This is a genomic window from Sphingomonas sp. OTU376 (genome assembly GCF_038440415.1).
GTDB classification, from domain to species: Bacteria; Pseudomonadota; Alphaproteobacteria; order Sphingomonadales; family Sphingomonadaceae; genus Sphingomonas; species Sphingomonas kyeonggiensis_A.
The window spans coordinates 75,894-89,729 of sequence record NZ_JASATQ010000007.1; the positions used below are offsets into that span (position 1 = coordinate 75,894).

16 protein-coding genes and 1 tRNA gene are annotated in these 13,836 nt (G+C 68.1%); 9 read left to right on the plus strand and 8 right to left on the minus strand.

Translation table 11 applies throughout. The annotated features are described in order from the left end of the window. Positions 1 to 24: 24 nt before the first annotated feature. Positions 25 to 510 carry a thiamine phosphate synthase gene (locus AAHM44_RS05040; RefSeq protein WP_342249261.1) on the minus strand — a complete coding sequence of 162 codons (486 nt, stop codon included), beginning with the start codon at positions 508 to 510 and terminating at the stop codon, positions 25 to 27. 58 nt (positions 511 to 568) lie between these two features. On the opposite strand from AAHM44_RS05040, the gene AAHM44_RS05045 reads away from it, so the two are divergent. Both AAHM44_RS05045 and AAHM44_RS05050 read left to right on the plus strand, forming a co-directional pair. Then, positions 569 to 1,237 carry a YggS family pyridoxal phosphate-dependent enzyme gene (locus AAHM44_RS05045; protein WP_342249262.1) on the plus strand — a complete coding sequence of 223 codons (669 nt, stop codon included), beginning with the start codon at positions 569 to 571 and terminating at the stop codon, positions 1,235 to 1,237. Next, positions 1,234 to 1,896 (plus strand): HAD family hydrolase, encoded by a 663-nt coding sequence (locus AAHM44_RS05050; RefSeq protein WP_269573313.1) that lies wholly within the window; start codon positions 1,234 to 1,236, stop codon positions 1,894 to 1,896. Before AAHM44_RS05045 ends, AAHM44_RS05050 begins: the two co-directional genes overlap by 4 nt. A 102-nt stretch (positions 1,897 to 1,998) precedes the next feature. On the opposite strand, the gene AAHM44_RS05055 is transcribed toward AAHM44_RS05050, so the two are convergent. The 5 genes from AAHM44_RS05055 to AAHM44_RS05075 form a co-directional block, all read right to left on the minus strand. Continuing rightward, positions 1,999 to 2,376: a hypothetical protein gene (locus AAHM44_RS05055; RefSeq protein WP_342249263.1), complete on the minus strand. Its 378-nt coding sequence runs from the start codon at positions 2,374 to 2,376 to the stop codon at positions 1,999 to 2,001. Between the two features lie 59 nt (positions 2,377 to 2,435). Then, on the minus strand, positions 2,436 to 3,479 hold the full coding sequence (gene ribA, locus AAHM44_RS05060) for a GTP cyclohydrolase II (RefSeq protein ID WP_342249264.1): 1,044 nt from the start codon (positions 3,477 to 3,479) through the stop codon (positions 2,436 to 2,438). Continuing rightward, positions 3,476 to 4,258 carry an exodeoxyribonuclease III gene (locus tag AAHM44_RS05065; RefSeq protein WP_184163387.1) on the minus strand — a complete coding sequence of 261 codons (783 nt, stop codon included), beginning with the start codon at positions 4,256 to 4,258 and terminating at the stop codon, positions 3,476 to 3,478. The genes ribA and AAHM44_RS05065 overlap by 4 nt, the downstream gene beginning before the upstream one ends. 224 nt (positions 4,259 to 4,482) lie before the next feature. Then, complete coding sequence (locus tag AAHM44_RS05070; RefSeq protein WP_269573311.1) at positions 4,483 to 5,124, minus strand: LolA family protein; 642 nt, start codon at positions 5,122 to 5,124, stop codon at positions 4,483 to 4,485. Between the two features lie 87 nt (positions 5,125 to 5,211). Further along, entirely contained in the window at positions 5,212 to 7,542 is a 2,331-nt protein-coding gene (locus tag AAHM44_RS05075) for a DNA translocase FtsK (protein WP_269573310.1), read from the minus strand. Between the two features lie 195 nt (positions 7,543 to 7,737). Here AAHM44_RS05075 and AAHM44_RS05080 point away from each other — a divergent pair, with 195 nt between their 5' ends. The 3 genes from AAHM44_RS05080 (at position 7,738) to AAHM44_RS05090 (ending at position 10,024) form a co-directional block, all read left to right on the plus strand. Continuing rightward, a complete protein-coding gene (locus AAHM44_RS05080) occupies positions 7,738 to 8,955 on the plus strand; it encodes a UbiH/UbiF/VisC/COQ6 family ubiquinone biosynthesis hydroxylase (protein WP_269573309.1) in 1,218 nt (405 codons plus the stop codon). A gap of 128 nt (positions 8,956 to 9,083) precedes the next feature. Beyond that, complete coding sequence (locus AAHM44_RS05085; protein ID WP_342249265.1) at positions 9,084 to 9,713, plus strand: hypothetical protein; 630 nt, start codon at positions 9,084 to 9,086, stop codon at positions 9,711 to 9,713. Then, positions 9,710 to 10,024 (plus strand): hypothetical protein, encoded by a 315-nt coding sequence (locus AAHM44_RS05090; protein ID WP_269573307.1) that lies wholly within the window; start codon positions 9,710 to 9,712, stop codon positions 10,022 to 10,024. The genes AAHM44_RS05085 and AAHM44_RS05090 overlap by 4 nt, the downstream gene beginning before the upstream one ends. A gap of 74 nt (positions 10,025 to 10,098) precedes the next feature. Here the strand turns inward: AAHM44_RS05090 and AAHM44_RS05095 are convergent, their stop codons facing one another. Both AAHM44_RS05095 and AAHM44_RS05100 read right to left on the minus strand, forming a co-directional pair. Then, entirely contained in the window at positions 10,099 to 10,722 is a 624-nt protein-coding gene (locus AAHM44_RS05095) for an LON peptidase substrate-binding domain-containing protein (protein ID WP_269573306.1), read from the minus strand. Beyond that, positions 10,719 to 11,621 carry a tetratricopeptide repeat protein gene (locus AAHM44_RS05100; protein WP_184163407.1) on the minus strand — a complete coding sequence of 301 codons (903 nt, stop codon included), beginning with the start codon at positions 11,619 to 11,621 and terminating at the stop codon, positions 10,719 to 10,721. The genes AAHM44_RS05095 and AAHM44_RS05100 overlap by 4 nt, the downstream gene beginning before the upstream one ends. Positions 11,622 to 11,801: 180 nt before the next feature. On the opposite strand from AAHM44_RS05100, the gene AAHM44_RS05105 reads away from it, so the two are divergent. The 4 genes from AAHM44_RS05105 to AAHM44_RS05120 all read left to right on the plus strand — a co-directional run bounded on the left by AAHM44_RS05105 (position 11,802) and on the right by AAHM44_RS05120 (position 13,810). Beyond that, positions 11,802 to 11,876: transfer RNA gene (locus tag AAHM44_RS05105), tRNA-Gly, on the plus strand. A 141-nt stretch (positions 11,877 to 12,017) separates the two neighbouring features. Next, entirely contained in the window at positions 12,018 to 12,419 is a 402-nt protein-coding gene (locus AAHM44_RS05110; protein ID WP_269573305.1) for a DUF2147 domain-containing protein, read from the plus strand. A 95-nt stretch (positions 12,420 to 12,514) separates the two neighbouring features. Beyond that, positions 12,515 to 12,937 (plus strand): DUF2147 domain-containing protein, encoded by a 423-nt coding sequence (locus tag AAHM44_RS05115; protein ID WP_269573304.1) that lies wholly within the window; start codon positions 12,515 to 12,517, stop codon positions 12,935 to 12,937. 60 nt (positions 12,938 to 12,997) lie between these two features. After that, positions 12,998 to 13,810: a DUF72 domain-containing protein gene (locus AAHM44_RS05120; RefSeq protein ID WP_342249266.1), complete on the plus strand. Its 813-nt coding sequence runs from the start codon at positions 12,998 to 13,000 to the stop codon at positions 13,808 to 13,810. The last annotated feature ends 26 nt before the right edge of the window (positions 13,811 to 13,836 follow it).

A 13,836-nucleotide genomic window follows, 5' to 3' on the forward strand; every position in this document is an offset into this window, starting at 1 on the left:
AGTCGGGATCTCGGGCAGCTAGTCCTACGCCTTCGTCCACGCGTCGATTGCCGCCCATCCATATATCCCGAACGGCCTGAGGCTCGCCGCCTTGCGCGCGTCCATGCCGCCCAGCGCGATCACCGGCACGCCAAGCCCGCGCACCAGCATTCCGAAGCGGGCCCGTCCCAATGCCCGCGCGCCAGGGTGCGAGCGGGTAGGGAAGGCGGGCGAGACGAACAGCGCATCGGCACCGGCCCGGATTGCGGCGACCGCTTCGCGTCGATCATGCGCCGGCGCGGTGCGGAGCCCGTGGCCGCGCCGGCCATGTACGCCCGCCTCGCCACGCATCGGTTCGATTCCGGCTCGGACCAGCACCAGCCCCCGCCGCCGCGCTACCTTCCGCACCCGGGCAAACAGCGCCCGGCGCTCGGCCACCGGCAGGCCATAGTGCCGGAACACCACGCCCGATCCCCACGGCAGCCGCTCCAGCGCCTCCCAAAGCGCATCGCCCACGCGCTCGTCGGTCATCAGCCAAAGGCGCGGGAGGGGGTGGCGGCGGCGCATTGCCCTGCCTATAGCGCGCTTCATGCCGATAGACGAAGCCAGCCAGCGCCTTGCCGATGTGCGTGCCCGGATCGTGCGTTCCGCCAAGATCGCAGGCCGCAAGCCCGACAGCATCACCCTGATCGCCATCTCCAAGACGCAGGATGCCGAGGCGATCGCCCCGCTGATCGCCGCCGGCCAGCGCGTGTTCGGCGAGAACCGTGTCCAGGAAGCCGAGGCCAAATGGCCGAAGTTGCGCGAGACGACTCCCGATATCGCGCTTCACCTCGTCGGCCAGCTCCAGTCGAACAAGGCCGAGGATGCGGTCGCGCTGTTCGATGCGATCCATTCGGTCGACCGCCCCTCGCTGGTGGGCGCACTGGCCAAGGCGATGGACAAGGCCGGCAGGCGCCCCGCCTGCTTCCTCCAGGTCAATATCGGCGACGAGGAGCAGAAAGGCGGCTGCCCGGTGCTCGAGCTGCCGGCGCTGCTCAGGGAAGCACAAGCGGCTGACTTGCCGGTCCAGGGCCTGATGTGCGTGCCGCCGCTTGAGCTGGAGCCGGCGCCCCATTTCGCGCTGCTCGCCAAGATCGCCCGCGATCACGGGCTCGAGGGCCTGTCGATGGGCATGTCTGGCGATTTCGAAACCGCCGTGACGATCGGCGCCACCCATGCCCGCGTCGGTACCGCGCTGTTCGGCGCCCGCGCATGAAGTACGACGCCATATTGTTCGACTTCGACGGCGTGCTGCTGGAGAGCGAAGCGGCCGGCAATCGCCAGATCGCCGCCTATCTCACCAGCATCGGCCACCCGACTTCGCCTGAGGATTCGATGGCGAACTTCATGGGCCTGGCCGGTGCCGATTTCCTGGGCGCGATCGAGAACTGGATCGGCCGGGCAATCCCCGACGACTTCCACGCCGTGCGGGCGGAGGAAGACGCGCGCGTGCTCGAAGAGGGGCTTCCAGCCGTGGCCGGGGCCATACGCTTCGTCGAGGACCTGCCCAGGTCGCTGCCCCGCGCGATCGCCTCGTCCAGCCGCACCGAATGGATCGACCGGCATCTGCGCCATCTCGGCATCCGCGATTGCTTCGGTGACCATATCTATAGCGGCCGCGAGCATGTGACGCGCGGCAAGCCGGCGCCGGACCTCTATCTCCATGCGGCTGCGGCGATCGGCGTGCCGATCGAACGCTGCGTGATCCTCGAGGATTCGCCGGTGGGCGTCACCGGCGCGGTTGCCTCGGGCGCAGACGTCATCGGCCTGTGCGCCGGCTCGCACTGCGCGCCCGACCATGCCGAGCGCCTCCGCGCGCTGGGCGTGAAGCTCATCGCCCACGATTTCGACGAAGTGGCCCGGCTGGTCGCCTGACTCTTCCTTCTTCGTCATCCCCGCGAAGGCGAGGATCCAGAGTCACGAAGGACTTGGCGCCATTACCATGGATCGCCGCCTTCGCGGGATAGCGGGAGGGGCCTAGAACCCTCGCGCTTCCCTCGCGAGCAAGTATTCCCGCAACGCCATGGCGTCACTCAGCGCATTGTGCGGCCGCCGGCTCAGCGCCGCGCTGTCGAAGCCGAAGGCGTCGCACAGCTCGAAGCGGATGCGGTCGATCGGATAGCGGTGCCCCGGCGCGACGATCAGCAGCTGCGCGGCATGGGCGATGTCCTCGGGCCAGTCGGCGACCAGCACGGGATCGGGATCATTTCCCAGATAAGCGGCAAAGCCATGCCCCATCGCCGCGCGGCTGATCGGCGCCACATCGAGCGCCGGCAGGATATGCTCCGCTACCCAGGGCGTCGGATCGGGGCAGGGGAGCGCGGCGTAGAAGGGCGCGCCGCTATCCTCCGGCACCAGCGCCAGCGAGATCAGCGGCCCGCCGAACCCGTTGAACTCGGTGTCGAGGAAATACCTCAGAGCTGGTGCCCCGTCCGGTCGCGCTTGGTCGCGAGATAGCGTTCGTTGTGCGGGTTGGGCGGCAGGAAGTGGGGGACGCGTTGGGTCACCGTCACACCTGCGGCTTCGAGTGCCGCTACCTTGTCGGGATTGTTGGTGAGCAGCCGGATGCGGTGCTGGCCGAGCAGCGACAGCATCTTCGCCGCCGTGGCGAAGTTGCGCGCGTCCACCGCGAAGCCCAGCCGGGTGTTGGCATCGACCGTGTCGAAGCCCTGGTCCTGCAGCGCATAGGCGCGCAGCTTGTTGATCAACCCGATCCCGCGCCCTTCCTGGCGGAGGTAGAGCAATATGCCCCAGCCGCTTTCCCGGATCGCCCGGATCGCCGCCTGAAGCTGCGGTCCGCAATCGCATTTGAGCGAGCCCAGTACGTCGCCGGTCAGGCATTCGCTGTGCAGGCGAACGAGCGGCGGATTGCCGTTGGGCTCGCCGATCAGCAGCGCGACATGCTCGCCGGGCATCTCGTCGGTGCGGAAGGCTACGATCTCGCTGTCCTCGGCGTCGAGCACGGGGAGGCGCGCGCGGGCGACGATGCGCAGGCGATCGGCATCCTCATGCGCGTCGATATCGGCGGCGGTGATCGTCTCCTCGCCGGCAGCCTTGCGGACGAAGAAGGCCGGCAGCAGCCCCGCCACCCGGGCAAGGCGCAGCGCGGCGGCGGAAAGCTCGGGCTCGGCCAGTGGGATCGCCCGGAAGGGGCCCTTGAGCGGCGTGGCGAGGTCGAATTGCGGGTCGGCAAGCGCGGTCGCGGTGTCGAAATCGAGCCAGGGCGCGCGCTGGACCAGCACCGGGGCGTCGGGCGTCGCGGCATCGCGCTGGTTGGCAAGCTTCAGCGTCGCCGCGCGGCCGGCGGAGAGCAGCAGATCGGCCTCGCCGCCCGCGTCGAACGCCGCCAGTCGCGGCGCGTCGGCGGTCTCAACCGCGAGCAGCGCCAGGTCGCCGATCGCGATCGGCCATCCCCGGCGCAGCGCGTCGACCGCGCGGGCGGCGTCATGCGCGCTCAAAAGTCGAACTCCGTGATGATCGGCACATGGTCCGAAGGCTTGAGCCAGGAGCGGCAGGGCTCGCACACCTTGTGGCTGGTCGCCTTCGCGGCGACGTCTGGGCTTGCCCACATATGGTCGAGCCGGCGCCCGCGATCCGATGCGGCCCAGTCCTTCGCGCGGTAGCTCCACCAGCTGTAGTAGCGCGCCGGGGCAGGCACGAAGTGGCGGCCAAGATCGACCCAGTCGTTCGCCGCCTGCAGTCGGCCGAGCGTCTCGACTTCGATCGGGGTGTGGCTGACCACGTCGAGCAGCTGCTTGTGGCTCCACACATCGCTTTCCAGCGGTGCGACGTTGAAGTCGCCGGTCAGGATCGAGGGGACGCTGAGGTCCTTGGACCAGGCGATCATCCGCTCGAGAAAGTCGAGCTTCTGGCCGAACTTGGGGTTGAGCTCGCGGTTCGGGATGTCGCCGCCCGCGGGCACATAGACATTCTCGAGCCGCACGCCGCCCGGCAGCCGCACGCCGACATGGCGCGCCTCGCCATTGGCCTGCCAGTCGAACCGGTCGTCCTCGACCACCGGTACCCTGGCAATGATCGCCACGCCGTGGTGCATGCGCTGGCCGTGCTTGATGATGTGGTCATAGCCGAGCGCGCGGAAGGCGCCTTCGGGGAAGTCGCCGTCGATGACCTTGGTTTCCTGCAGGCAGAGCACGTCGGGCGCTTCCTCGCGCAGGAACTGCTCGACGATCTCGATGCGGAAGCGGACGGAGTTGATGTTCCAGGAGGCGATCTTCATCGCGCCGGATTTAGGGAGTGTTCCGGCTCCGCACCAGTGGGGGAGCGCCAGACATGGAAAGGCCCTCGTCCCGGGGGCAATGGAACGAGGGCCGACCTAGCGTTCGTCACGCAGGCGGGAAGTGGAAATCCCGGGTAACAGGGGGAAAATCCCGGGTACGCCCCACATCCGCAAGACTGGTTCTAGGGCAGGCAACCTGTCGCCAGCATGAACGATGTTCAGTTTCAGCGCGGGCCCTGGCGCCGCGGGTCGTTCCAGCGGAACGTTCCGTCGCTCACATTGGTGTTGAACTGCTGGTTCGACAGCCGGATCGAGGTCCGGTTGTTCTGCGAATCCAGCGCCACCCAGCCCTGGAGCATCAGCCCGGCCGGGGCCGAGGCGTTCTTCTGGAAGATCAAGGTGATCCGGCCATATTCAGGGTGCTTCGAATCATAGACCTCGACCGAGACGACCTGGTCGCTTCCGGTCGGGATTACCTTGGCGAAGCCGGCGATGTCCTTTTTCGGGTTGAGCAGCACGGCAAGCGGCGAGTTGCCGATCGGCCAGCGCTCGACCTGGCGGACCTGGTAGTCGATAAAATAGAGGCTGCGCCCGTCCGCGACGATCAGCTGGGGCACGCCCTTCTGATACTGGAAACGGATCTTGCCCGGGCGCTTGAGCGTCATCGTGCCGGTCAGCGTGCGGCCGTTGCGATCGGTCTGCGCGAAGCCGGCGACCATCGAGTTCACCGCCTGGAGATGCTGCTGCACCTGGGCGAGCTCATTGGCCGGGGCGGGCGCCGCGGCCGAGACCAGCGCCGGCGCCGTAGCCGAGATCAGCGCTGGCGCGCCAAGGGCGAGGCTGAGAGCGAGGGGCCGTGCAAACACGTGTCGTTTCTCCAAATTGCGGGGAAATGCCCTGGAAGGCGGGGCTTGAATGTCCCCTGAACCCCCAGGCCCTGCGATTCGATCCCGTTACAATTGCCGGCCGTCGGTATCCATCAGCACTTCGCGGCGGCCGACATGGTCGGGGCGCGAGACCAGCTCGTCCTTCTCCATCCGCTCGATCAGCCGCGCGGCGGAGTTGTAGCCCACGCGCAGCTGGCGCTGCAGCCACGAGGTCGATGCCTTCTGGCTCTCCGCCACCAGCTGGATCGCGCGGCGATAGAGCTGGTCCTCCGGCGAATCGTCGCCCTCGGGCGCGCCGTCGAGGCTGAATCCGCCATCTTCGGGCTCCTCGGTGACCGCCGAGATATAGTCCGGCGTCCCCTGCGAGCGCCAGAAATCGGCGACGCCCTGCACTTCGTCGTCGCTGACGAAGGGCCCGTGCACGCGGACCAGCTGCTTGCCGCCCGGCATGTAGAGCATGTCGCCCTTGCCCAGCAGCTGCTCGGCGCCCTGCTCGCCCAGGATGGTGCGCGAATCGATCTTGCTGGCGACGTAGAAGGACAGGCGGGTCGGCAGGTTCGCCTTGATCACGCCGGTGATGACGTCGACCGAGGGGCGCTGCGTCGCCATGATCAGGTGGATGCCCGCGGCGCGCGCCTTCTGCGCCAGCCGCTGGATCAGGAATTCGACTTCCTTGCCCGCGGTCATCATCAGGTCGGCGAGCTCGTCGACGATCACCACGATCTGCGGCAGCGGCTGCAGCTCGAGCGCTTCCTCCTCGTACATCGGCTTGCCGGTGTCGGGGTCATAGCCCACCTGCACCTTGCGCCCGAGCTTCTGGCCCTTCGCCTTGGCCTGGCGCACCTTGTCGTTGAACGAGGCGAGGCTGCGGACATTGGCATGCGCCATCATCCGGTAGCGGTCTTCCATCTGCTCCACCGCCCATTTGAGCGCGCGCACCGCCTTGGCCGGCTCGGTGACGACGTCGGCGAGCAGGTGGGGGATGTCCTTGTACATGCTCAGCTCGAGCATCTTCGGATCGATCATGATCATCCGGCACTGCTCGGGCGTCAGCCGGTAGAGCAGCGACAGGATCATGCAGTTGAGGCCGACCGACTTGCCCGAGCCGGTGGTACCCGCGACGAGCAGGTGGGGCATCGGCGCCAGGTCGGCGATCACCGCGTCGCCGGCGATGTTCTTGCCGAGCACCAGCGGCAGCGTCGCGCCCTGGTCCTCGAAGCTCTGGCTGCCGATCAGCTCGTGCAGATTGACCGATTCGCGCACCGCATTGGGCAGCTCGATGCCGATCACGCTGCGCCCCGGGATCGTCGCGATGCGCGCCGAGGTGGCGGACATGTTGCGCGCCACGTCGTCGGCGAGCTGGATCACGCGGCTCGCCTTGATGCCGGCGGCCGGCTCGAACTCGTACATGGTGACGACCGGACCCGGCCGTACCTCGACGATCTGGCCCTTCACGTTGAAATCGTCGAGCACGCTCTCCAGCAGCCGGGCGTTGCGCTCCAGCGCTGCCTTGTCGATTCCCGCATTCTTGTTAACCGGCGGCGCCTTGAGCAGGTCGATCGAGGGCAGCTGGTAGCTGTCCTTGAAGTCGAGGCTGGTCTGGGTCGGCGGCTTGGTCCGCGCCGGCGAGGGCGTGACGTTGCGGTCGGCGATCACCGGGCCCGGGCGATTGTCGGGCACCACCGTCTTGCGCGGCTCGCGGCCGTCGCGGATCTTCGGCTCGGCGAATTCGCGGTCGTCGAACACTTCCTTCTGCGGCGCGCCGAGCAAAGGCGCCTTGGCCGGGCCCTTCAGGTTCGGGATGCTCGGCAGAATCACCCGCTCGGGCAGCGAGAAGTCGAGGCTGCGCCACCAGATGAACAGGCCGATCAGCCCGCAGACCAGGCCGAGCCCGCGCGCCGCCCACCAGCTGATCGCCGGATCCCCGGTGAAGCCGATCAGCCAGTTGAAGAAGCTGGCGATGCTCAGGCCGACCACACCGCCCCAGCCGCCGGTAAGCGACAGCAGCGCATCGCTGGAGAAAAAGGCGAGGGCGGTGGCGATGAACACCACGCCGATCGCGACGCCGCGCGTCATCGGCCCCCAATTGCCGACGGGCCGGTCCTTGAGCAGCCGCATCGCGACGATCAGCCCTACCGGCAGGAACAGCCACACCGCGGGGCCGAGCAGCGCATAGAGCAGGTCGGCGATCCACGCGCCGGGATCGCCCATCCAGTTGCGCGCGGGCCCTGCCGCGGCAGTGTTCATCGACGGATCGGTCGGGTGATAGCTGCCCAGCGCCACGCCGAGCGCCAGCACGCCCAGGAACAGGGCTGCTCCGCCGATAACCGCGCCGCTGCGGCGCGCGCCGGCCTTCATGGTTTCGCGCCAAAGCGGCGCTTGTGCCCGGGACGCCATGCCCAGCCTCCAGATTTTCAGGGGTGCGAACCGGTTAATCGCGCGAGCGGACTCCGCCGTCAAGCGTTCCCGCCACGTTCCGCCGCATTGGGGTACGCCCTCGCCCCTTCATTCTTCCTCGTCATCCCCGCCTTCGCGGGGATGACGGGAAGGAGTGGGGATGACGGGAGGAAAGCGAGGCGCTACGGCACGCCAATGGATCGCGCAGATGTCCTCATTCTCGGCGGCGGGCTGGTCGGCTCGGCGCTGGCCACCGCGCTCGATGCGCATGGCATTTCCTCGATCGTGGTCGATCCGGCCGATCCGGAGCAGATCCTCGCCGCCCGGCATGACGGCCGCGCCTCGGCGATCGCCAGCGCGCCGATGCGCATGTTCGAAGCGATCGGTGTGGCCGATCGGCTGGCGGGAAAGGGCTGCCCGATCCAGGGCATCCGCGTCTCGGACGGGCTCGAACCCGGCAAGCTCGATTTCGCCCCCGGCGAAGGCGACGGCGCGCTCGGCCACATGTTCGAGAACCGCATCCTGCGCACCGCGCTTTACGAGGCCGCGGTCGCCGCGCCGCTCGCGGATGTCCGCATGCAGACCCGCGCGCTTCACGTGGAACGTGGCGAATTCGGCGTCACCGCGACGCTCAGCGACGGCAAGCAGGTTTCCGCCCAGCTGCTGATCGGTGCCGAGGGCCGCAACTCGCCCACCCGCGAGGCCGCCGGGCTCAACACGGCGCGCTGGAGCTATGACCATGCCGCCATGGTCGCCACGCTCGGCCACGAGCACAGCCACGAGAATATCGCCTTCGAGATCTTCTATCCCGAGGGTCCCTTCGCGATCCTGCCGCTGCTCGACGACGAGAACGGCCATCGCTCGGCGGTGGTGTGGACGGTCAATGCGCGCGACGCCGCCGGCATGATGAAGATTTCCGAGCGCGCCTATCTCGCCGAGGCGGAGAAGCGGATGGGCGGCTTCCTGGGCAAGCTCGGGCCGCTCACCGCGCGCTTCAGCCACCCGCTCGGCTTCCACCACGCCGCCTGGATCACCAGCGACCGGCTTGCGCTGGTCGGCGACGCCGCGCACGGCATCCATCCGATCGCGGGGCAGGGCGTCAATGTCGGCTTCCGCGATGTCGCCACGCTGGTCGAGGTGCTGGTCGACGGCAAGCGTCTCGGGCTCGACATGGGCGATCCCCAGCTGCTCGCGCGCTACCAGCGCTGGCGCGGGCTCGACACCTTCATGGTCGCCGCCGCCACCGATGGGCTCACCCGGCTGTTCGGCATCCCCGGCAGGACCGCGAGCGCGGTTCGTCGCTTCGGTCTTTCCGCGGTCGACCGCCTGCCGCCATTGAAGCACTGGTTCATGGCCGAGGCGCGCGGCGAAAGCGGCGATGTGCCGAAGCTGCTGCAGGGAATCACGGCTTAGAATTCGCACTTGCTCCCCGGCGAAGGCCGGGGCCCAGTTGCAATGTCATTCGAGAGTTCCCTGCGCCGTCGACAGTGCGCGGAGCCTAGGCCCCGGCCTTCGCCGGGAAGGAGCTGAAAGGGACCCATATGCCGGTGCTGCCGTTCGCATTGCTGTTGCTGCTCCAGGACGCTCCCGCGCCGATCGCCGCCGAACTGGTCGAAGTCGCCCCCGGCCCGAAGCGCTATTTCCACGCCGGCGATGAGCGGGAAGGGTGCCCGGCACCCAGCGCCGCCTGCCGCCGCAAGGGCTATGTCGTCGCCGGAGACAGGCTGGTCGCCTGGGAAGCCAGCGGAGCGCTCACTCGCGTCACCTATCTTGCCCCAGGCAGCACCCGTCCGAGCGAAGGCTGGGTCGAGACTGCCGCGCTGCGCCGGGTGGCGCCGGCCCCGCCGAAAGCCAGTGACTGGATCGGCGGCTGGAGCGGCTGGGAATCGGAGATCGACATCACCCGGGGGGCGAAACCCGGCACTTTCCATCTCGGCGGCAACGCCACCTGGGGGGCGCATGATCCCGAGCGGGTGAAGCGCGGGGGTGTGAACTCCGGCATGTTCAGCGCCGATCTGCCCGAACCCAAGGGCGGCAGCCTCGCATTCGCCGATTCGGAAGAGCCCGCTTGCCGCATCACCCTCCGCCTGCTTGGTCCCTATCTGCTCGCTCGCGACAATGGCCAGTGCGGCGGGATGAACGTGACCTTCAGCGGCATCTACCGGAAATGAGCGATCGGCTCATCGCCCTGCCGAACTGGCAGTTCGCCCTGCTGCCCGCGGCACAACTCCTGGTCTGCCTGTTTGGCTGGCAGCTCCTGCTCGGCTCGCTGCTGTGCAACAGCTCGCCCTGGACGTCGCTCAGCGTGGCGGCGGGCCTTCTCTGGTGCCTGGCCGCGGCGTCGTTGCCGCTCGGCTTTGTCGCGATCGGGCTGCGCCAGTTCCGGCTGAGCTATCTGGTGCTGGTCGTGCTGGGAACGGTGACGCTGGCGGCACAGCAGCTGCTGATCGGCCAGGGCCTGCTGCGCTGCAACTGGTTCTAGGGCGCCGGAGAATGCCGCGGCGTGCCGTGGCGCACCATGCGCAGGGGATCGCAGCCGCTTCCGACGATCGCTGATTATTGCAGCGTGACTTCGTCGTCCCCGTCGTGGCGGCCGTAGAATTGCATCAGCTGCACCACCAGCTCGCTGCGCTCGGCCAGCGTGTCCGCCTCGAGCAGCGCCTGTTTCGATGCCGCGTCGAACGGCGCGATCTGGGCGATGCCGTTGACCAGCGATTCGTCGTCGAGCCGGCTCACCGATTCCCAGTCGACCGCATAGCCGAGCACGTCGGCGAAGCGGCGCGATTCGATCTCCAGCGCGGCGCGCTCGGCCATCGCGAGCACTTCGATGTCGCCCACCGCCTCCAGCTCGGCCTCGACCTGGCGGAACGGCGTCGTGACGTCGAGCTCGCGCCGGATGATGAAGCGTGCCAGCCCCTCGAGCACGATGTCGAAGCGCCCGTCGTCGAGCGCCTCCACCTCGGCGATGCGGCCGACACAGCCGATCTCGAACAGGCCGGGCGGGTTGGCGGCGTCGCGCGGCTGGATCATCCCGATGCGCCGGTCGCGGACCAGCGCGTCGGAGACCATCGCCCGGTAGCGCGGCTCGAAGATGTGCAGCGGCAGGTGCATCCGCGGGAAGAGCAGCGCGCCGGCCAGCGGGAATACCGACAGCCGCGTGATCTTCCCCGAAGGCGTCATCCGAACAGGATCGCCGAAAGCTTGCGGCGCTGGGCGGATACCCAGGGATCTTCCAGGCCGACTGCCTCGAACAGCTTGAGCAGCCGCTGGCGGGCGGCGCCTTCGTTCCATTCGCGGTCGTCTCGCACCATGGCGAGCAGCGTCTCGGCGGCGCCGTCGCGGTCGCCCGAGGCCATCTGGCCGCCGGCGAGTTCGTAGCGCGCTTCCATGTCGCCGGTGGCGGCCTGGGCGGCGAGGCCCGACAGGTCCTCTACCGGCTGGGCTTCCTTGGCGAGTGCGATCGCGGCGCGGGCCTGCTCGATCTCGGCACCCTTGGCGTCCTCGGGCAGGGCCGCGAGCACCGATTCGGCTTCCTCGGCGCGGCCCAGCGCCAGCAGGGCACGGGCGCGGCCGGCGGCGACCACGGGATGCTCGGGCACCAGCTCGGCGATCTGCTCGAAGATCGACAGGGCGCGTTCCGGATCATTCTCGGCCAGCGACTGCTCGCCCATCTCGATCAGCGGCTCCAGCTCGGCTTCGGCCTGGGCCTCGGTGCTCTGCACCGGCAGCTGGCGCAGCAGCTGGTCGAGCATGGTGCGCAGCTGCGATTCGGTGCGTGCCGAACTCAGGTCGGCGACCAGCTGGCCCTGGAACATCGCATAGACGGTCGGGATCGAGCGGACCTGGAACTGGTTGGCGATGAACTGGTTCGCGTCGACATCGACCTTGGCGAGGATCACGCCCTTGCCGGCATAGTCGGTCGCCACCTTTTCCAGGATCGGAGTCAGCGCCTTGCAGGGGCCGCACCATTCCGCCCAGAAATCGATCATGACGAGGCTGGTCATCGAGGGCTCGACGACGTCCCGGCGGAAGCCGTCCACGGCTTCCTTTTCCGCGGGGGTGAGTCCAAGCGTGGCCAAGGTGTCTGCTCCTGAAAAAGATGCGCTTCGGTTCGTCGCGATATGTGGGCTTTCAGGGGCGATGCGCCAAGCCTTTAAAAAAACTGTGGCGATAGGGGTTGCGGACCCAAAAAGCCGGTGCTAGTGGCCGCGCCTCACCCAGCCCGGTGGCGCTTCGCTGCCCCGGACTAGAACGCCAGAGCGGGCGTAGCTCAGGGGTAGAGCACGACCTTGCCAAGGTCGGGGTCGAGGGTTCGAATCCCTTCGCCCGCTCCAGCGTTTCCCACCGGATTTCCGGTGCCTGGGAAACGAACTTCAGAAAATCTGTCACCTTCCGCCGGCGTTCGACGATTCGATCCGCGCCTAGCCTATCGGATGGCTTGCGCGGGCCCGGGGTCGGATGACAAAGTGTTGCCGATGATCGCACGGCTCGCTCTGGCGCTTGGCGCCGCTCTTCTCGCTTCCGCCGCTTCCCCGCCCGACGGGATCGAGGGCGTATGGCGCAACCCGCACAACAGCGTCCACATCCGCTACGAGCCCTGTGGCAAGGGCGCGATCTGCGGTACCGTCGTCTGGGCCAGCGACAAGGCGATCGCGGATGCCAGGCGCGGCGGCACCGAGAACCTGATCGGCACCCCGATCTTCCGCAATCTCTACAGGAACGGCCCGAATCGCTGGAAGGGCAGCGTGTTCGTCCCCGATATCCGCAAGACCTTCTCGGGCACCGTGACGATCGACGGCGACCAGATGATCGGCCGGGGATGCCTGGTGCTCGGCGTCGGCTGCAAGTCGCAGACCTGGTCGCGAATCACCGAGTGATTCGGAACGCTGGGTTTCCGTAAGCGGCCTTGTTCGAGGGGGCCGGGCTTTCCACTTCAGCGGGCATACAGGTTCCAACCGCAAGAAGCCCCGCCATGTTCGGAAAAGTCCTTCGGGCGATTCTGCCCGCATTCGTGCTGTTCTCGCTCGCCACCCCCGCATCGGCAGGTTCGCCGCCCGACGCGCCGATCGCCAGCGAGTGGCGCAATCCCAGCAACAGCGTCCACATCCGCATCGACAATTGCGGCGGCGCGGTCTGCGGCACGATCACCTGGGCCAGCGACAAGGCGATCGCCGACGCCAGGCGCGGCGGCACCACCCAGCTGGTCGGCACCCGGCTGTTCCGCGACCTCAAGCCCGCCGGCCAGGGCAAGTGGAGCGGCAAGGTGTTCGTCCCCGACATCCGCCAGACCTTCTCGGGCACGATCCAGTTCCAGGACGGCGACAAGATGGTCGGCAAGGGCTGCGTGCTGTTCGGCATCATCTGCAAGGCCCAGACCTGGTCGCGGGTGCGCTAAGCGGGTTTGACCGCCAGCTTCGGGCTGGCGGCCTCCCGGCAAGCGGCTAGGGTGCGCGACATGAGCAGTGCACCCATTCGAGTCGGCATCGGCGGCTGGACCTTCGAGCCCTGGCGCGGGACCTTCTATCCGGAGAAGCTCTCGCAGAAGAAGGAGCTGGAATACGCCTCGCGCCAGCTCACCGCGATCGAGATCAACGGCACCTATTATTCGAGCTTCAAGCCCGCCACCTTCGAGGGCTGGGCGAAGACCGTCCCCGACGGCTTCGTCTTCGCGGTCAAGGGCTCGCGCTTCTGCACCAATCGCAAGGTGCTGGCGGACGCCGGCGAATCGGTCGCCAGGTTCGTCGGCCAGGGCGTGGTCGAGCTCGGCGACCGGCTCGGCCCGCTGATGTGGCAGTTCATGGCCACCAAGAAGTTCGACGCCCAGGATTTCGGCGCGTTCCTCGACCTGCTCCCGCGCACCCATGAAGGCGTAAAGCTCCGCCACGCCGTCCAGGTGCGGCACGAGAGCTTCGCGGTGCCCGAGTTCGTCACCCTCTGCCGCAAGGCCGGCGTGGCGATCGTCTATGCCGATTCGCCGCAATATCCGGCGATCGCCGACATCACCGGCGACTTCGTCTATGCCCGGCTCGAGGCGGGCGAGGACGACAATCCCCATTGCTATCCTGAAGCCGAGCTGCCGCGCTGGACCGAGGCGGCACGGACCTGGGCCTCGGGCGGCCGCCCGGCCGGTCTCCCCTATGTCGAGGACCAGGACCCGCCCGCGGCGCGACGTGAAACCTTCATCTTCTTCATCCATGGCGGCAAGGTCCGCGCACCGGCGGCGGCGCAGGAGCTGATCCGCCGGCTCGACGAGTCGAGCCAGGCCTGACGTCAAACCGTCGGCCCCGGTCGCGA